Source organism: Nitrospirota bacterium (assembly GCA_040757335.1).
Taxonomy (GTDB): Bacteria; Nitrospirota; Nitrospiria; order 2-01-FULL-66-17; family 2-01-FULL-66-17; genus JBFLXB01.
Window position 1 is genome coordinate 1 of sequence record JBFLXB010000028.1, and the last position, 17,644, is coordinate 17,644.

Below are 17,644 nucleotides of genomic sequence, written 5' to 3' on the forward strand. Positions count from 1 at the left end.
CGGAGCAGGCGACACGGGCGCTGTCCGCCGACCAACCCAACGGCCAGTCCCCGGTGCCTACGGCCCGTGGGATTCTTCCGGGATGGATTGATGGTTCGACAAGTCATTTTTTCAGCACCCTGCTAGGGTGGCCAGGGGACGGCTCGGGCTCCAACCCGGTACCGCTATTGGGTACGCGGCGGGATGTACGCCTGGGGGATCAGGTCGGCTCGTAGGAGCTAGGCCAATACGGTCGCATCGAGCTTGTCGGTCTTAGTCCGCGCACTCGCGATGGCCTTCGTCTTGAGCGGATGCGCCAACACCAAATCCGGGTACCGGTCAATAACTCATAGAGCCACATCCAGTTGCCCGTCGCTTCGACCACCAAGCGCGCATCAGACGGCTGCGCTCCGAAGTAGGCCCACAGCGTCTCGGGCTCGTTGCGTAGGTTGCGCTGGTCGAGCGAGCGCGTCACCCAGGTGGCGCATGACGTGGAACTTGTCGAACAGGATCGACCTTTCAACTGGCCCGGTCAGAAAGCGCGGAGCTCCCGGAATACGATAAGATCCTCGGAGAGGAGGTCTGAGCGTGGACAAGAGGAAACAACGCAAGCTTGAAAGGGCGGGCTGGCGGGTCGGCTCGCCGGCTGAGTTTCTCCGACTCTCGCCGGAGGAGGCCGCTCTTATCGAACAGGCTCCACATGCACCACGCCGGACACCGTAAACACGAACCCATCCCGCCTGAGCGGTCCGCAACGATCCCCTCCCTGATCCGCGAGGCGCTCCTCACTGCACCCAAGACAGCGCGAGAGCTTTCAGGCGAACTTCGCCTCTCCGAGCGCGAGGTGCTCCGTCACCTCGAACACCTGGAGCGATCGCTCAAGGAGGACGGCGCGAAGTTGGTCGTGGAGTCGCCTACCTGCTTGTCGTGTGGGTTTGTGTTCCGTAAGCGCGAGCGTCTGAACCGCCCCAGCCGGTGCCCCGTGTGCCGTGGCGAGCGTTTGTCGCCGGCGAGGTTCAGCGTGGAGCCGTCGCGCAACAAGTGACAGAAAGGCTCGCTGGATTCCCGCGTTCGCGGGAATGAGTGAAATCCCCCCTCCCCCCCCTTTGTTAAAGGGGGGACTGAAGGCTGTTCCAGCACATGGTGATGCTGTGTTTGCCCCCACGTAGACAGACGCTCAACGAAAACCTGCCAGCCACACCGGCAGCCGTTTCGATCCCCAGTCCCCGTGTCCGGCTTCGAATACGCCCGCGCACGCCATCCCGCAGCCGCTACATCGACCGTCTCCGGTCAGCGCCCATGCGGTGATCTCGTAGCCATCACGACCGATCAGCGTCTTGCCGCACGCATGACAATAGGTGCTCTGCCCTTCGGGGTCGTAGACATTGCCGGTGTATACGTACCGGAGGCCGTTCGTGATCGCGATCCGGCGCGCCCGCGTCAGCGTGGCGGGCGGCGTGGGCGGACGATCCAGCATTTTGTAGTCTGGGTGAAACGCGGTGAAGTGAAGCGGCACATCGGGGCCGAGGTGCTCGACCACCCAGCGCGTGAGCGCGTCGATCTCCGCGTCGGAGTCATTCTCGCCCGGGATCAGCAGCGTGGTGATCTCAAACCACACCGAGGTGTGTCGCTTGAGGTAGACCAGCGTGTCGAGCACGGGTTGCAGGTGCGAGGCCGTGACCTCGTGGTAGAAGCGCTCGGTGAATCCCTTGAGATCCACGTTCGCCGCGTCCATGTGTTGATAGAACTCACGCCGCGGCTCGTCGCACACGTACCCCGCGGTCACGGCGACCGCTTTGATGCCTTCAGCGCGACACGCTTTTGCCACGTCGATCGCGTATTCGTGGAAGATCACCGGGTCGTTGTACGTCATGGCCACGCTGCGGCATCCCAGCGAACGCGCAGCGCGGGCGATGGTCTCGGGCGATGCCTCGTCGGCCAACGTGTCGGTCTCGCGCGACTTGCTGATGTCCCAGTTCTGGCAAAACTTGCAGGCGAGGTTACAGCCCGCGGTGCCGAACGAGAGCACGGGGGTACCTGGGAGAAAGTGGTTCAGCGGTTTTTTCTCGATGGGATCCACGCAAAAACCGCTCGATCGTCCGTAGGTCGTGAGGACGATCTGATCGCCCTGCCGGCTGCGAACAAAACAGAATCCTTGCCGGCCTCGTGCAGCTTGCAGAACCGCGGGCAGAGGTCGCACTGCACCCGCCCGTCCTCGAGGCGATGCCAATACCGAGTAGGGACAATGGTTGACATGGAAGGACTCCCTTGCAGGCTGCTCAAAAAGCTCCAGCTACAAGGCCGCAGAGAGGAGGAAACCGGAGCGTACTGGGTCGTACGTGAGGATTTCCGACGACCGAGAATCTGCACTGCACCGTAGGTGCACTATGAAATGAGAGCCTCCTCACAGATCGCGAAGCAACGCAGTAGCTGGACTTTTTCAGCAGCCTGTACGACTACTGTTGGCCCTCGTGGCAATAACTGCACGACCCAGCCACGCTGCCGGCCAGGAAATAGTTGGGTGGATCCTGATCGGCCGCGCGGAGGGCCAGTCCGATGTCGCGCCGGAAGGCCTCGATGTTGCGGTCCAGCAGCGGGTGATTGGTCCGTTGCCCCGGGGGGTCCAACTGCGCGGCCGCGGTCTCCATCTCCCGCAGAAGGTGGATCACTTCCTCGTGCTGCTCCGGCTTCAGTGCGCCGTTTCCCGCGAGGAGGGTTTTCAACGCACGACTGTCACGGGCCAGCGTCCACATTTTGGAGTGGACGTCGCTGGTCTCGATGTACTTGAAGTCCGGCGGATAGGTGAACTGCCGGATCTTCTCAGCGTGCTCGCATCCGGACGCGATCGCCAGGACCGCGACCACCGCCAGGACCGCCGAGACTCCGCTCCCGATCAGCCGCATCCGCCGCGTCCTCCCTTCATGCCGACGGTGGTCTCATCACGTCCCGAACCCCTTCCGCCAACAGTGCGGTCGCGTCGATCTCGCTCGTCGGGTTCGGGACCGTGTTGCAGGTGACGACGCGACGACATCCCGCCGCGATCAACTCATCGTGGGCCGTTCCCACGAAAATCCCGTGAACGGCGACGCAGACCGGACCGGGCATCCCGGTCTTGACCAGGGATCGAACGGTCTCGACCATGGTGCCGCCCGTGGAAATCACGTCGTCCACCAACACCGGCGTGCGGTCTCGCCACGCGTCCACGTCCGCGATCGAGACGCGCACCTCCCGGTCGTTCACGCGCGTCTTGGCCAACACCACGGAGGGTGCGCCCAACTTGCCCGCCACCGCGCTCACCCACTGTTGACTCTCGGCATCCGGGCCGACCAGGAGCGGGGCGTGAATGTGCGTGCCGATCCATTCGGCCAACAGCGGCGCCGCGCCGACCACGCGGGTGGGAATGGTGTAGAGTTCATCCAGCGCGCGGTAGCGATGGAGGTGGGGATCCACAGTCACCAGCCAGTCCACGTGGCTCGATGCCAGTGCGGCGAAGTATCGAGACGTGATCCCCTCGCCGGCCTGAAACCGCGCGTCTTGCCGCATGTACGGCAGATACGGCGCCACAAGGCCGACGCGGATCGCCCCGAGGTCGCGCGCGGTGGCCGCGATCCAGAGTACCGGGATGATCTTGTCGTCCGGGCGCGAGAGATCGGCCAGGATGACGACGTCGCGTCCCTCCACGGCCGAATCGAACCTCACGTAAGTCTCGCCGTCCGGGAACCGGCGCACCGTGATCCGAGCGGGTTCCGCGTCGATCGCGATCCCCAGCCGCGCCGCGGCGTCCTCCGCGCCGAAGGCAACGAGCAACGGCTTCACGAGGCTTCCTCGATGCGGACCACGTCCGTCTGCGCGTGGACGTACCCCATGGCGTACGCCAGTTCCCCCGGCGTCTCCGCGTGGACCGTGAGCAGCGGCTGGCCGACGTCGACCCTGGTGCCCAGCCGCACGTGCAGCTCGATGCCCGCCGCCGAGGCCTGGGGCGCGCCCGACAACTTGGCGATCCGCGCCAGCCGTCGGTTGTCGATCTCCGCCACGCGCCCCGCGCGCCGCGCCGCGACGACGGAGGTATGCCCGGCGAGCGGGGGCTCACGCATCCCGCCCTGGGCCTCGCAGATCGCCGCGAACTTCCGCCACGCGCGGCCGTCGTCCAACACCGCCCGCGCCGTCACGTACCCGGCGCCGAGCGGGGCCTTGCCCGCCAATTCGAGCACGTGACCCGCCAGACCCAACGACCGCTCGCGAAGCGCCCTCGGCGCGTCCGGTTCTCCGCGCAGCACGGCCACTGCGTCGCGCGCCTCCAGGGCGGGGCCCAGACCGCGGCCGACCGGCTGTGAGCCGTCCGTGATCACGACCAACACCTCCAGTCCCACGGCCCGGCCCACCAGGGTCAACCGCTCGCTCAGCGTGTAGGCCGCCTCCGCACTCCGCACCTTGGCGGTGGGGCCCACGGGAAGGTCCACCACCACGTGCGTCGAGCCTGCAGCCGCCTTCTTCGAGAGGATCGAGGCCACCAGTTGCCCTTCTCCGTCAAGATCGAGGGGCCGCGAGACCCGAATCAACACGTCGTCGGCTGGACTGAGCAACATGGCGCCCCCCCACACCACGCACCCGCCCTCTTTCCCCACCACTCTGCGCATCGCGGCGATGTCGAGCGCGACGGGCGCCAACGTCTCCATCGTATCCGCGGTGCCGGAGGGTGAGGTGATCGCCCGCGAGGAGGTCTTGGGCATGATGAGGCCGCACGCCGCCACGATGGGCACGATGATCAGAGACGTCCGGTTGCCGGGAATGCCCCCGACGCTGTGTTTGTCCGCGATCGGCCGCTGGCCCCAGTCGATGCGTTTGCCGACGTCGATCATCGCCCGCGTGAGGGCGACGCTCTCCTCCAAGTCGAGGCCGGCGCCCGCGCTGGCCGCGAGGAACGCGGCCAATTCCACGTCGGCATACCGACCGGCCGCGATGTCGCGAACGATGGCCGTGATCGCCTCCGGGTCCAGCCGATTCCCGTGCACCTTGGACCGCACGTATCCCAGCGAGTCGAGCGGCGGCGGATGCCTGACGGTAACGTAATCGCCGGCTTCGGCCCCGAGAAGCCGCCACGCCGCCTCCGAAAGCCCTGCTTCATCGCGGGCCAAGAGATCGGAGGTGACCACGTTCAGCGTCGCGATGATGGGCCGTCCGTCGCGGCGGACCTCGATCCGGGACTGCGCCTCGAACCCTTCGGACCGGCACACGTCGCAGTCCTGCCGCATGTAGATGACGGGTTCCTGATAGGTGTCGATGCCCAGTCGCTTGAGCCGCAGGCGGTGCAAACCGTTGAGCGGTGGTTGGATCGGGCTCATGCCAAGCGCACCACCTCGCGGTATTCCGGAACGCGGCAGGGCCACCCCAACTCTTCCTCGATGCGGTGGCGAAGCGCGTCCGCGGCCGCCGGTTCGCCGTGTACGATGAACGTCTTGCGAGGCGGTGTACGGAACGTCCGGAGCCAAGCCATGATCTCATCGGCGTCCGCGTGGGCGGAGATGTTGTTCATCGCTGCGACCTCCGCGTTGACCGGAACATACGCCCCGTGGATCTTGACCGACCGCGCGCCCGCGACCAGCGATGCGCCCCGCGTACCGGGAACCTGGTAGCCCGCGAACAGTATCGTATTCTTCGGGTCCGGGGCAAACGCCTTGATGTGGTGGACGACGCGGCCGCCGGTCGCCATGCCGCTCGCCGAGATGATGATCATCGGGCCCTCGCGGGTGTTCAGGCGTTTGGACTCCTGCATGTCGCCGACGACGTGGACCGATCGTCCGATCGCACGCCACTGATCGGGCGTGAGCCGGTGTTCGCCCTGATGGGCGGCGTAGACGCCGGTCGCATCGACGGCCATCGGGCTGTTGAGATACACTGGAATGTCGGGAATCCGCTTGGAGGCCTTCAATCGAGACACGAAAAACAGGACTGCCTGCGCCCGTCCCACGGCGAACGCGGGGATGATCAACACCCCGCCTCGCGTCGCGGTCCGGTTGATGATCGCCGCAAGCGCCTCCTCCGGGTCGGTCGGATCGTGACGCCGATCCCCGTAGGTGGACTCCAACACGAGATAGTCCGGGGCTGCGATCGTCGCCGGCGCCCGCATGATGGGATCGTGCGGGCGCCCCAGATCGCCCGAAAACGTCACGGTCGTCCCCGCCAGCGACAACGACACGTACGACGCGCCCAACAAGTGCCCGGACGGATCGAGCCGAACCGTGAGCCCGTCTCCCAGGTCGTGGACCTTCTCGTAGCCGATCGGTACCAGGCGCGTGAGCGCGTGTTGAGCGTCCAGACGCGTGAACAGCGGGAGGGCGGGCGCATGTTTGGAGTACCCGTGCCGGTTGGCGTATTGCGCTTCCTCCTCTTGGAGGTACCCGGAATCCGGAAGCAGGATGCCGCACAGATCTCGCGTGGCCTCGCTGCACAATACCGGTCCCGCGAACCCTTGTTTGACCAGTACGGGCAGGTAGCCGCTGTGATCAACGTGGGCGTGCGTCAACACGACCGCGTGGATCGACGCCGGATCGACGGGCAGCGGCGCCCAGTTCCGGAGGCGCAGGTGCTTGAACCCTTGAAAAAGGCCGCAGTCCACGAGGATTCTGCGCTTGGAGGCGATCACCAGGAATTTTGACCCGGTGACCGTTCCGGTGGCACCAAGAAACGTCAGGCGCATGGCATCAGGCGGCATCGTGTGTTATGTACCACAGGACGAGTACGCGCCGCCATGACCCGACGGGTCATCGGGGATCAACCGTTCGCAGTGGCAGCTGTGGGACCGAACCGGTCAAGCCGTGGAAGGCGGTAGGGTGGCGATGAGAATCCAGTAGTCGTGCACCGTGTTCACGACGCGCATGAAGTTCTCGAACTCCACGGGCTTTTGGATATAGGTGTTCACGCCAAGGTCATAACTCGCGACGATATCCTGCTCCCGTTGCGACACGGTGAGGATGATGACCGGAATCTTCTTCAGCGACTCGTCGCTCTTGATCCGTTTCAGCACGTCCAAGCCACTGACCTTCGGGAGGTTCAGATCGAGCAGGATCATCCCCGGCTGGGGGGAGGCGGCCGGGTTCTGATACTTGCCGCGCCGGTACAGGTAGTCCAGCGCTTCCTCACCGTCCCGCACCACCATCAGGTCGTTGCTGACGCGTCCCTTGGCGAACGCTCTGCGGGTAATCTCAATGTCCTGGAGGTTGTCTTCGACCAGGAGGATGGTGACCGGGCGAATGTGGTTGCTCATCAAGAGCCTTTCCGTGCGGCCGGGAGCGTGAACAAGAACGTGCTGCCCTTACCCGGCTCGGACTCGACCCAGATGCGGCCCCCGCACCCCTCGACGATCTTCTTGCAGATCGCCAGCCCCGCACCAGTGCCCTCGAACTCCTCCTGAGCGTGCAACCGCTCGAAGAGTTCGAAGATCCGATCCCGATACCGCTGGTCGATGCCGATGCCGTTGTCCGCCACCGCAACACGCACGAACCGGTCGTCCTCTGCCGACGAAATCGTGACGACGGGTTTCTGACTCGTATTGAATTTGATCGCGTTGGAGATGAGGTTCTTCAGCAGTTCCCGCAACTGCGTGGCGTCGCAGACCACAGTAGGCAGCGACGCGGGGTACCGAATCTCCGCCCCCCGACTTTGAATCGCATAGGCCAGGTCGCGTTCGGCCTGCGCCACCGCACGGTTCAGGTCGACCGGTTCAGAGGTCGGGGCTTTGCGCGACAACGCGGCAAGCGTCAGCAGATCGTGGATCAAATCCTTCATCCGAACCGCGGACTGTTTGAGGAAGTTCAGATACCGTTTGCCCTGGTCGTCGAACCGGTCGCCGTAGTCCTCCAACAAGAATCCTGCAAAGGCTTCAATGCCCCGCAGCGGCTCCTTGAGGTCGTGGGACACGACGTGCGTGAAGTCGTCCATCTCCCGCACCTTGGCCTCGAGTTGCCTGGCCTGCGCCCGCAGTTGTTCCTCCGCTCGCTTGCGCTCCGTTACGTCCCGGAGAATGCTGATGATGAGGGTGCCGTCGTCGGTGCGCATTGGGCTGAGGCTGATCTCCACTGGGAATTCCGTGCCGTCCTTCCTCCGGGCCGCGAGTTCCAACCCCGCGCCCATCGGACGGGTTTTTGGATCCTGGATGTACTGACGTCGCGAGGCGACGTGGCGCTCGCGTACGCGGTCCGGAATCAAGAGTTCCACCGGATGCCCCACCAGCTCATCGCGACGATACCCGAGGAGCACCTCGGTCTGAGCGTTCGCCAGGACAATGTTCCCTTCCGGATTGACCAACAAAATCGCGTCCGGGGCCGCCTCCAACAACCCGCGGAAGAGAGTATCCGTGCGACGGTTCTCGCGGTCGTCGCGTCTATCCCCGGCGCTCTTTGGCCGGAGGCGGTTGTCCGCCCCGGCGGTCGCAGGCGTGCGAGGCCTTTCCGTGCCCCTGCGACCCCCTGTTTTCTTCGCCAAACCCCGACTCCGCGGCCGCTTTGACCGTTCGTTGACCAAGGAAAACCAGACCCGTTATAATCGGGGCGCCTCTACCTCATCACCAACCCAGGAGTCCCTGACGATGAATGAGGCCTCGATCGCCATTCTGCTCGCGGAGGATAGTCCCTCCGACGCCCAGATCATCCAGCGATCACTCAAAAGAGGGACCGTCACTAATCCATTGGTGGTAGCGCCCGACGGCCAAGCTGCGCTCGATCTGCTTCGTGAACCGTCTTCTCGGTTCGGTGTGTTGATCCTCGACATCCACCTGCCCAAGGTCGGGGGCCTCGACGTCCTCAAAGAGGCCCGTCGCATCGATCCCGAACTCGTCGTGATCATGCTCACCGCTCGGGCGTCATTCCAGACCGCGGTCCAGGCGCTCCGCCGGGAGGGCGCCTTCGACTACCTGGAAAAATCCAAAGACGACCTCCCCCAGTTGGTCGACGCGGTTCGCCTGGCGCTGAAGCGCCGCGCACTCCGCCAGCAAACGCGCTGGAAGGTGATGTCGAAGACCGGGACCGACCCGGTCGTCGACATGCAGTTCATCAAAGACCGTTTCAACCTCTCCGACCGCGAGGTCGACGTGATCAAATGCCTCTGTCGAGGGGACACCAACAAGGAAATCGGTGAACGGCTCTTTATCAGCGACCTCACCGTCAAGGGGCATCTCAAACATATCTACCAGAAGATGGGCGCTCACACCCGTTCCGCCGTGGTCTCCACCGTCCTGTGGCCAACGCCGTGACCTCCCCGGAGACCCCTCAGCCGCCACAATTGTCGAAGCAAGTTTGACCGACAAGGCCTGAAAAGGCTACACCCCGAATGGGGTGTTCGGTGAACGCGAAGCCAGGTTTTTTTTTGACGAGTGGTGTCCCCAACGGGATTTGAACCCGTGTTGCCGCCGTGAAAGGGCGATGTCCTAGGCCGGGCTAGACGATGGGGACCCTTCCGAGCTTGCTTAGCCAAACGTAGGCGCGTTTTGCAGCGCCGAGGCTTGGAGAGGCTTTTGACCTTGCCTTGCTTCAACCTCGCTTGCGTAGCCGCCCGCAGGCCCTGAACTCAAGGGCCGAGGACGGAGATGTTTCGAAGAATTTGGTGAGCCGCCTGGGCCTCGAACCCAGGACACCCGCCTTAAAAGGGCGGTGCTCTACCAACTGAGCTAGCGGCTCACTCGTCTATTTCCAGTAAAAGGCGCGGGATCGTAGCAGACGGCCGCGCGCAGTGTCAAGCGCTGAACGCGCGTCGCAGCAGGATCGTCTGATCGCGCTTGGAGCCCGTGGAAATCAGATCCACCGGGCACCCCACCAGATCGGACAGTCGCTCCAAGTATCTCCGCGCGTTCACGGGGAGTTCCTCGTAGCGCGTAATGCCGACCGTGGGCTGCTTCCACCCGGGCAATGTCTCGTAGATCGGCTCGCACCGTTCGAAGTGCTCGGCCACCGCGGGAACCGTGGTCACCGTCGCCCCGCCCAAGCGATACGCGGTGCAGACCTTGATGTCGGAACAGTCGTCCAGGACGTCCAACTTGGTGATCGCCAAACCGGACAACCCGTTCAAGCGGACCGCGTAGCGGACGACCACCGCATCGAACCACCCGCAGCGCCGGGGTCTTCCGGTGGTGGCGCCGAATTCCTGACCCTTGGCCCGCAATTCCGCACCGCCCTGATCATCGTGGAGCTCGGTGGGAAACGGGCCCTCCCCGACTCGGGTCGAGTAGGCCTTGGCCACTCCCACTACGCGATCGATCCCGCCGGGCCCGATCCCGGTCCCGATCATCGCGCCGCCGGCCGTGGCGCTGGAGGAGGTGACGAAGGGGTACGTGCCGTGGTCCACGTCCAGCAACGTCCCCTGCGCGCCCTCGAACAACACACGGCGGCCCGACGCGATGGCCTGGTGCAGCAACTCGGCGGTGTCGGCGATGTACGGCCGTAATCGCTCCGCATAGCCGAGGTAAGCCTTATACACGGAGTCCACCTCAAACCCTTTGACGCCATATAGCTGACCGAGCAGGTAGTTCATGTCCGTGAGACTGCGGGTCAGCTTCAGGCGGAAGAGGTCGGGATCCAACAGGTCGGCGACGCGCAACCCGACCCTGGCCATCTTGTCGGCGTAGGCCGGACCGATGCCCCGTCCGGTGGTCCCGATCTTGCGAGCGCCTTTGTGTTTCTCGCTCTCTTTGTCGATCGCCTTGTGGTACGGCATGATCAGGTGCGCGCGGTCGCTGACGGCGAGACGGCCCTTCAGGTCGATGCCCTTGGCGGTGAGGGCGTCTACCTCATCCAGCAGGGCTGCCGGATCGATGACCACCCCGTTTCCGATCACGCACACCTTTCCGGGATGGAGAATGCCTGAAGGCACCAGGTGCAGGATGAACTGGTTGGTGTCGACCACCACGGTGTGTCCCGCGTTGTGGCCACCCTGGAAGCGCACGATCACTTCGGCGTCCGGAGCGAGGAGATCCACGATCTTCCCCTTCCCTTCGTCTCCCCACTGCGTACCGATCACGACCACTGCAGGCATCGCATCTCCACCATCGAACGGCTGAAACAAAACGAGCCCTGAACGCCCGGTTCAGGGCCGCGCCGGTGAACGCCGAACCACGGTATGTTGCCTCGCGCGGCGCGCAAAGTCAAGGCGACGGACGCCTCCCCATGCCCCCAAAGAAAAAGCGGAGGCGCCGATCAGTGGTCGATCGACGCCTCCGCGGTGCAGTCGTGACGCGGCGCTTAGTCGCGCGACGCGCTCAGGGTAAAGTCCATGTTGATGACCCGATCGCCGCTCAAGCTGACGGTCTTGGTCATCGTTGCGGTCGGGCTCGCCCACGCCTTGATGGTGTAGTTGCCATCCGGCACGTTGGGAATCGAGAACTCTCCGTCGGGGGTCGTCATGGCGAAATAGGGGTTGTCCAACACCAAGATGAACCCGTGCATATGGCTGTGGATGTGGCAGAACAGCTCCACCACGCCCGGGTTCTTGAACAACACGAACTTCTCGCGACCCTTCTGGTACAGCCCCAGATCAAACGGATTGGACGGCGAGATCGAGAACGCGCTGTGGAATACCGAGTCGCTGTTCGGGAAATCCACCGTGGTTCCCTTCAACACCGCCATGACCGACGGCTGGAACTGGAGGTTCAGGTGGTTCATCTCTGGGCGCTTCTCCGGAGCCTTGAAGCTCCCTGAAACCCCCTCCAGGTACACCACAATGTTGGCCGCGTTGTCCTTGCCCGCAACCCGGGCCTTGCCGCTGACCGTCCCTGCTTCGGCTGCCTCCACCGACGCCAGCGCCAGCGCGGCGAACACTGCTGCAAATCGAGACACGTTCATCGTCGCCTCCTTTCGACTACGACCGTGGGGGGAGCTGCGGGGGAATCACCTCCGGCAGCTCGCCGGTGAGAGTCTTGAGAAACGCCACCAAGTCCTTCTTTTCCGACTCGGTCAGGTTGAGTTTCAGGATCTTCGGGCTCTTGTTGGGATGGGGCCCGCCGCCCTGATTGTAGAACTCCACCACCTCGTCCAACGTGTTGAAGATGCCGGTGTGCATGTACGGCGCCGTCATGGAGATGTTGCGCAGCGTGGGCACCTTGAACGCCCCCTTGTCTTTTGGATCCTTCGTCACCGCGAAGCGTCCCACGTCTTCCTTGGCCGGGCCCTCCTGCGGCACGCCGAGATTGTGGAAGCTGCTGTCGGTCAAATTGGGGCCGCTGTGGCACTGCGTGCAGGCGGCTTTGCTGATGAACATGATGAGCCCGCGTTTCTCCTGCTCGGTGAGCGCCTTTTTGTCGCCCTTGGTATATCGATCGAACTTCGACTCTCCGGTCACGATGGTCCGCTCGAACGCCGCGATGGCCATCCCGACGTTCTTCATCGACGGAGGCCCCCCGAACACTTCCTTGAACTTTTCGTTGTAGTACGGGATGTCCGTGATCTCCTCGATCATCTGCTGCGGATTCGAGTTCATTTCGCGGGACGCCACGATCGGTCCGGTCGCCTGGTCCTCCATCGTGGCCGCCCGCCCGTCCCAGAACTGGGCCGAGTTGTAGGCGACGTTGATCACCGTGGGTGAATGCCGATCCAGCTCCTTTTCGTCGCCGAATCCCAGCGAACGCGGCAAACCGTCGCCGTATCCGAAGCTGGGGCTATGGCACGTGGCGCACGCCCAGTGATCGTTCGCCGACAACCGCGGGTCGAAGAAGAGCATCTTGCCCAACTCGACCTTCGCGGGGGTCTGAGGATTGCTCGCCGGAATCGGAACCGGCGGGAGCGGGCCCAGTTCGCCCGGAAGCCTGGTCATCTGATCCAGCGTCGAAATGCTGATCAACGTTCGGCGAGCCTTCTGGACTTTCGCATCCTGCGATTCGGCTCCGATCACCGGGGACATCGCCGCCACGGACGCGACGAGCGCGGTACCCGCCACCACCCACCGTACTGTTCGTGCCTTCATAACTGCCTCCTCCATTTGAAGAGCCACGATCCCTTTCCCAGCGCGCGGTTAAAGATATCAGCCGACTTGGGGCTGTCAAGGAACCTCCCGCTGACGCGGGTGTTGGGAAGCAGGAGAAGGAGACGACCGGGGGCGTTACGGTCGACCGACGGGTCGCCGTGGGCGGAGGGCCAGCGCGTCGTCGATGCGCGACCACAGATCGAGCCGGCCTTCGCCGGTTCGCGCGGACACGAACACCGGCGCCTGATCATGCGACAGGCTCAATGCGGCGGCGATGTGATCCTGCGCAGACCGGCGACGACCGCGCGGCACTTGATCGGCCTTGGTTGCGATGACGATTTCCGGAATGTGATAGGAGGACAGCCACTCGTGCATCGTGCGATCCAGCTCAGTCGGCGGGAGCCTGGGATCGACCAGTAACGCGACGGCGCGCAGTTCGGGCCGTCCGGTGAGGTACGCTTCGATCAGGGACCGCCAGTTCCGCTGGACGCTCCGGGGCACCCGCGCGTAGCCGTACCCGGGGAGATCGACGAAGAAGTACGCTCGGTTGACGAGGAAGAAGTTGATGGTTTGCGTCTTGCCGGGTGTCCCGCTCACCTTCGCCAAGCCACGCCGGCCCAACACCAGGTTGAGGAGCGACGACTTTCCCACGTTTGACCGGCCGGCGAACGCGATTTCGGGCCACTCCGACCGGGGAAACTCACTGGGTCGGGAGCACGAGCAGGCGAATGTGGCTTCGTAAACGCGCATACCGCTGCTGATCACCCCGCGGAACCGGCGATGAGCAGCGCACTTTAGCGAAGCCCGGCGGCGCTGTCAATCGCTCGATCGACCGGCCACACTCCCGGCAACGCGCCGCTGCGCGCCGATTGACTTGAATTTTTTGTTTGGTGTAGAGTGCAGCGGGATCAGGAGTTTGGCGTGTCGCTCGAGTTCGCCGTCACGTACGAGAAAGCGTCTAAGCTGTTCGAGGCGGGGCGATATCCCGAAGCGGAAGACCTGTACCTCAAGTTGATTGCCGGCGGCGGCAGCGGTTACGCGGATATCTACAATCGCTTGGGTCTGATCACCGCGTTCCAGGGACAAATCGAAACCGCCGCCGAGTGGTTCCACAAAGCGGTTCAAGCCAACCCACGGTACACCGAAGCGTGCCTCAACCTCGCAGTCACGTGCGCGGACCTGAGCCGGTACGACGACGCTCAACAGGCATACGACGACGCCGCTCGCTTGGTCAGAGAGACCCCGCGTACGGCGGACTTCTACGTTCGAGGGCGACTGGCAAACGAACACGCGGCGCTCGGCGACCGGTACACCAACCTGGGGCTGCACGACGAGGCTCTCGCTGAGTACCGAAAGGCGCTCGGCTTGTGCCCGACGTTCCCGGACATCATCACCAAGGTTGGGGTCGTGCTCCGCGAGCAAGGGGCGTACGACGAGGCCATCCGGGTGTTTCTCCGCGCCAAGGAACTCTCTCCGGAGTACGTGCCGGCCACGATTCACCTCGGTCTGACGTACTACATGAGCGGATTTCCCGATCTGGCCCGCGAAGAGTGGGAATCGATCCCCGCCGAGTCGCTCAACGGGGACCACACCGCGGTATATCTGGCCTTGGCGAAGAAGGACTGTTTGGATCCGGGTATGATCTCATAACAGGATCCCGTGGGGCCTCCGCCCACGCCGCTCCCATCCTCTTCGGTGTCCACCCCCCTCCTCCGCATCGTCGATCTGACCGTCGAGTTTCCAACCGCCCTGGGCTTCGCCCGCGCCGTCGACCGGGTCAGCCTGGAGATCTCCAAAGGCGAAGTGTTGGGCGTGGTCGGCGAGTCCGGCTGCGGAAAGAGCATGACCGCGCTGGCGGTGTTACGCCTGGTGCCTCCACCCGGTCGCATTACCGGAGGACGGGTTCTGCTCGATGAGCGCGACCTGCTCGCGCTCCCTCCGGTCGCTCTTCAGGCGATCCGCGGCAAGCGGATCGCGATGATCTTTCAAGAACCCATGACCGCGTTGAACCCCGTCATCACGGTGGGTGAGCAGATCGCCGAGATGCTCCGGCTCCACCTGCGCCTCTCGCGTTCGGCGGCAAAAACCCGTACCATCGACCTGCTGCGCCTCGTCGGCATTCCGTCTCCCGACAAACGATGGGCCGAGTATCCGCACCAACTCAGCGGCGGGATGCGCCAGCGCGTGATGATCGCGATGGCGATTTCGTGCGATCCCGACGTGGTGTTCGCGGATGAACCCACCACCGCGCTGGACGTCACGGTGCAGGCGCAGATTCTCGACCTCCTGGCCGATCTTCGAGAGCGGCTGGGAATGGCGATGGTGCTGATCTCTCACAACCTCGGGGTCATCGCCCAGGTCGCGCATCGCGTCGTCGTCATGTACGCCGGGCGCATCGTTGAGGAAACCACCACCTCACGGCTGTTTACCGCGCCGGAACATCCCTACACGCGCGGGCTGCTGGCGTCATTACCCCCTGCCGACCTTCGCACCGGACGCCCCAGACGGCTTGCGGCGATCCCCGGCACCGTTCCCACGCTCGGCGCGGTCCCCGGCGGGTGTGCGTTCGCCCCGCGGTGTCCGATCGTGGTCGAGCGATGCGCCCAGGACCCTCCGCTCGATTCGACGGGTACCGATCATCGCACGCGGTGCTGGCTCGCCGGATCCGGCTCATGACTCCCGGCGTCGAACAAACCGCGCTTCCCTCGCGCCCGTCCGATGACGTGTTGCTCGACGTTCATGGGCTCGCCAAGTACTTCCCGGTTCGTTCCGGCGTGTTCGGCGCACACCGTGGTCAACGCGTTCACGCGGTCGACGGCGTGTCGATCCAGATCAAACGCGGCGAGGTGCTGGGCCTGGTGGGGGAATCGGGCTGCGGAAAGTCGACCACTGGGCGCCTGATTCTCCGGCTGATCGAACCCTCCGCCGGAACGATTCGATTCTTGGGTCAGGACCTCTTGGCCGTGGGATCACGCCAACTCAAAACGCTCCGGCGAGACTTGCAGATCGTGTTTCAAGACCCTTTCGCCTCGCTCAACCCGCGTATGCGGATCGGGACGATCCTTGAGGAGCCGCTGGTCATCCACGGCGTCGGGTCCCGGTCGGAACGCGCCGAACGGGTCCGCGTGATGGTGGAGAAAGTGGGCCTCACGCCCGACGCGCTCGCTCGGTATCCCCACGAGTTCAGCGGCGGGCAACGCCAGCGCATCGGCATCGCCCGCGCCCTGATCCTCAACCCGCGACTTGTGGTGGCGGACGAACCGGTGTCGTCGCTCGACGTGTCGATCCAGGCCCAGATCGTCAATCTGCTGCAGGACCTCCAACAGGAGTACCGCTTGTCCCTCCTGTTCATCGCCCATGACCTGGTCATGGTTCGTCACATCAGCGACCGAGTGGCGGTCATGTACCTGGGGCGGATCGTGGAATTGACGACCGCCGACGCCCTGTTCGAGCGCCCGTTGCATCCCTACACCCAGGCGCTCATGGCTGCCATTCCTGTCCCCGATCCGAATGTGGTCCACCACCGCGTGCCGCTCGAAGGCGATCCGCCCAGCCCCATTGACCTCCCGCAAGGATGCCGATTCTATTCGCGGTGCCCCAAACGGATACCTGAGTGCCTGCGGATCGATCCCCAGTTGACGGAAATCGAGCCCGGACACTGGGCGGCCTGCATTCGAGCCAACGAGCCGGGCTGGCTGACTCGTTAGTCGGACATCGGTCCGCCGAGGTGCATCGCGGCGTTCACCGCGTCAAGCGTCTGGGAAGCGGTCGCCCTCGCTCGCTCGGCACCGGCCTTGATCGCGCGCTCGACCGCGGTAGGGTCCTCCTCCAGCGCGGCCCGTCGCTCCCAGATCGGCTGCAAGCGTCCGACTACGGCGTCGGCCAAGAGCCCCTTGCACTCGATGCACCCGATCGCCGCGGTGCGGCATTCCACGTTCACCCGGTCAATGACCGCGGTTGATGAGAACACCTTGTGCAGATCAAAGACGGGGCACACGTCCGGATTTCCGGGATCGCTCCGGCGCTTGCGGGCGGGATCAGTGACCATGGTGCGAAGCTTTTCACGGACCGTGGGCTCCGGGTCCGAGAGATAGATGGCGTTGTTGTAGCTCTTGCTCATCTTCCTGCCGTCGGTCCCCGGAAGTTTGGGGGTCTGAGTCAGCAGCGGTTGCGGCTCGGGGAACACGTCGCCGTACAGATGGTTAAACCGCCGCGCAATCTCGCGGGTGATCTCGAGGTGCGGGAGTTGGTCTTGCCCCACCGGGACCGCGTCGGCGCGGTACAGCAAGATGTCCGCGGACTGCAGGACGGGATACCCCATGAACCCGTAACTGGTGAGATCGCGTTCAGCCAACTGCTCCTGCTGTTCCTTGTACGTCGGGTTGCGCTCGAGCCACGGCACGGGAACGATCATCGACAACAACAGGTGCAGGATCGCGTGCTCCGGAACCGACGACTGCACGAAGATCGTGGATCGAGCGGGGTCGAGTCCGGCCGCGAGCCAGTCGAACAACATCTCCCGCGTGAACGAACGAATACGACGCGTGTCGGCGAAATTGGTGGACACCGCGTGCCAGTCCGCCACCATGTAGAAACACTCGTGGGTATCCTGCAACGCCACCCAATTGGCCAGCGCGCCGACGTAGTTGCCGAGGTGCAAGCGGCCGCTGGGCTGCATGCCGCTTAGAATGCGTTGCCGGGGGGCCATGGTTCCTCCTTT

The 17,644-nt window shown here is 64.2% G+C and carries 17 protein-coding genes, 2 tRNA genes and 1 pseudogene; 6 read left to right on the forward strand and 14 right to left on the reverse strand.

Annotated features, from left to right (window positions below; genetic code table 11):
* A partial coding sequence (locus AB1451_13350; protein MEW6683884.1) for a hypothetical protein occupies positions 1-215 on the forward strand: 215 nt, incomplete at its 5' end.
* Between the two features lie 464 nt (positions 216-679).
* Complete coding sequence (locus AB1451_13355; protein ID MEW6683885.1) at positions 680-1,024, forward strand: transcriptional regulator; 345 nt, start codon at positions 680-682, stop codon at positions 1,022-1,024.
* A gap of 132 nt (positions 1,025-1,156) precedes the next feature.
* Here the strand turns inward: AB1451_13355 and amrS are convergent.
* The 7 genes and pseudogenes from amrS to AB1451_13390 all read right to left on the reverse strand — a co-directional run bounded on the left by amrS (position 1,157) and on the right by AB1451_13390 (position 8,499).
* Positions 1,157-2,235: pseudogene (gene amrS / locus AB1451_13360) on the reverse strand (AmmeMemoRadiSam system radical SAM enzyme).
* A gap of 200 nt (positions 2,236-2,435) precedes the next feature.
* Positions 2,436-2,882, reverse strand: coding sequence for a hypothetical protein (locus AB1451_13365; GenBank protein ID MEW6683886.1), 447 nt, complete (start codon positions 2,880-2,882; stop codon positions 2,436-2,438).
* Positions 2,883-2,898: 16 nt separating this feature from the next.
* Positions 2,899-3,795: a ribose-phosphate pyrophosphokinase gene (locus AB1451_13370; GenBank protein MEW6683887.1), complete on the reverse strand. Its 897-nt coding sequence runs from the start codon at positions 3,793-3,795 to the stop codon at positions 2,899-2,901.
* Positions 3,792-5,321 (reverse strand): thymidine phosphorylase family protein, encoded by a 1,530-nt coding sequence (locus tag AB1451_13375; GenBank protein ID MEW6683888.1) that lies wholly within the window; start codon positions 5,319-5,321, stop codon positions 3,792-3,794. The genes AB1451_13370 and AB1451_13375 overlap by 4 nt, the downstream gene beginning before the upstream one ends.
* Positions 5,318-6,676 (reverse strand): MBL fold metallo-hydrolase, encoded by a 1,359-nt coding sequence (locus AB1451_13380; GenBank protein ID MEW6683889.1) that lies wholly within the window; start codon positions 6,674-6,676, stop codon positions 5,318-5,320. The genes AB1451_13375 and AB1451_13380 overlap by 4 nt, the downstream gene beginning before the upstream one ends.
* A 111-nt stretch (positions 6,677-6,787) precedes the next feature.
* The gene (locus AB1451_13385) at positions 6,788-7,243 is read right to left on the reverse strand and encodes a response regulator (GenBank protein ID MEW6683890.1); all 456 of its coding nucleotides are present in this window, start codon (positions 7,241-7,243) and stop codon (positions 6,788-6,790) included.
* Complete coding sequence (locus AB1451_13390; protein MEW6683891.1) at positions 7,243-8,499, reverse strand: ATP-binding protein; 1,257 nt, start codon at positions 8,497-8,499, stop codon at positions 7,243-7,245. Before AB1451_13390 ends, AB1451_13385 begins: the two co-directional genes overlap by 1 nt.
* 64 nt (positions 8,500-8,563) lie before the next feature.
* Here AB1451_13390 and AB1451_13395 point away from each other — a divergent pair, with 64 nt between their 5' ends.
* On the forward strand, positions 8,564-9,226 hold the full coding sequence (locus AB1451_13395; protein ID MEW6683892.1) for a response regulator transcription factor: 663 nt from the start codon (positions 8,564-8,566) through the stop codon (positions 9,224-9,226).
* Between the two features lie 121 nt (positions 9,227-9,347).
* Here the strand turns inward: AB1451_13395 and AB1451_13400 are convergent.
* The 6 genes from AB1451_13400 to yihA form a co-directional block, all read right to left on the reverse strand.
* A tRNA-Glu gene (locus tag AB1451_13400) sits at positions 9,348-9,425 on the reverse strand.
* A gap of 149 nt (positions 9,426-9,574) precedes the next feature.
* Positions 9,575-9,650: transfer RNA gene (locus AB1451_13405), tRNA-Lys, on the reverse strand.
* A 55-nt stretch (positions 9,651-9,705) separates the two neighbouring features.
* Positions 9,706-11,001 (reverse strand): adenylosuccinate synthase, encoded by a 1,296-nt coding sequence (locus AB1451_13410; GenBank protein MEW6683893.1) that lies wholly within the window; start codon positions 10,999-11,001, stop codon positions 9,706-9,708.
* Between the two features lie 206 nt (positions 11,002-11,207).
* Positions 11,208-11,807 carry a methylamine utilization protein gene (locus tag AB1451_13415; GenBank protein MEW6683894.1) on the reverse strand — a complete coding sequence of 200 codons (600 nt, stop codon included), beginning with the start codon at positions 11,805-11,807 and terminating at the stop codon, positions 11,208-11,210.
* Between the two features lie 16 nt (positions 11,808-11,823).
* On the reverse strand, positions 11,824-12,924 hold the full coding sequence (locus AB1451_13420; GenBank protein MEW6683895.1) for a cytochrome-c peroxidase: 1,101 nt from the start codon (positions 12,922-12,924) through the stop codon (positions 11,824-11,826).
* 135 nt (positions 12,925-13,059) lie between these two features.
* Complete coding sequence (gene yihA, locus AB1451_13425) at positions 13,060-13,674, reverse strand: ribosome biogenesis GTP-binding protein YihA/YsxC (GenBank protein ID MEW6683896.1); 615 nt, start codon at positions 13,672-13,674, stop codon at positions 13,060-13,062.
* Between the two features lie 171 nt (positions 13,675-13,845).
* Here yihA and AB1451_13430 point away from each other — a divergent pair, with 171 nt between their 5' ends.
* Genes AB1451_13430 through AB1451_13440 form a run of 3 tightly spaced genes read left to right on the forward strand, consistent with a single transcriptional unit; the run spans position 13,846 to position 16,631 of the window.
* Complete coding sequence (locus tag AB1451_13430) at positions 13,846-14,574, forward strand: tetratricopeptide repeat protein (GenBank protein MEW6683897.1); 729 nt, start codon at positions 13,846-13,848, stop codon at positions 14,572-14,574.
* Between the two features lie 45 nt (positions 14,575-14,619).
* Positions 14,620-15,600 (forward strand): ABC transporter ATP-binding protein, encoded by a 981-nt coding sequence (locus AB1451_13435; GenBank protein MEW6683898.1) that lies wholly within the window; start codon positions 14,620-14,622, stop codon positions 15,598-15,600.
* On the forward strand, positions 15,597-16,631 hold the full coding sequence (locus AB1451_13440) for a dipeptide ABC transporter ATP-binding protein (GenBank protein ID MEW6683899.1): 1,035 nt from the start codon (positions 15,597-15,599) through the stop codon (positions 16,629-16,631). The genes AB1451_13435 and AB1451_13440 overlap by 4 nt, the downstream gene beginning before the upstream one ends.
* Here AB1451_13440 and trpS read toward each other — a convergent pair.
* Positions 16,628-17,632, reverse strand: a complete 1,005-nt coding sequence (trpS, locus tag AB1451_13445) for a tryptophan--tRNA ligase (protein ID MEW6683900.1) — start codon at positions 17,630-17,632, stop codon at positions 16,628-16,630. The two genes, AB1451_13440 and trpS, sit on opposite strands and share 4 nt — an antisense overlap.
* Between the last annotated feature and the right edge of the window lie 12 nt (positions 17,633-17,644).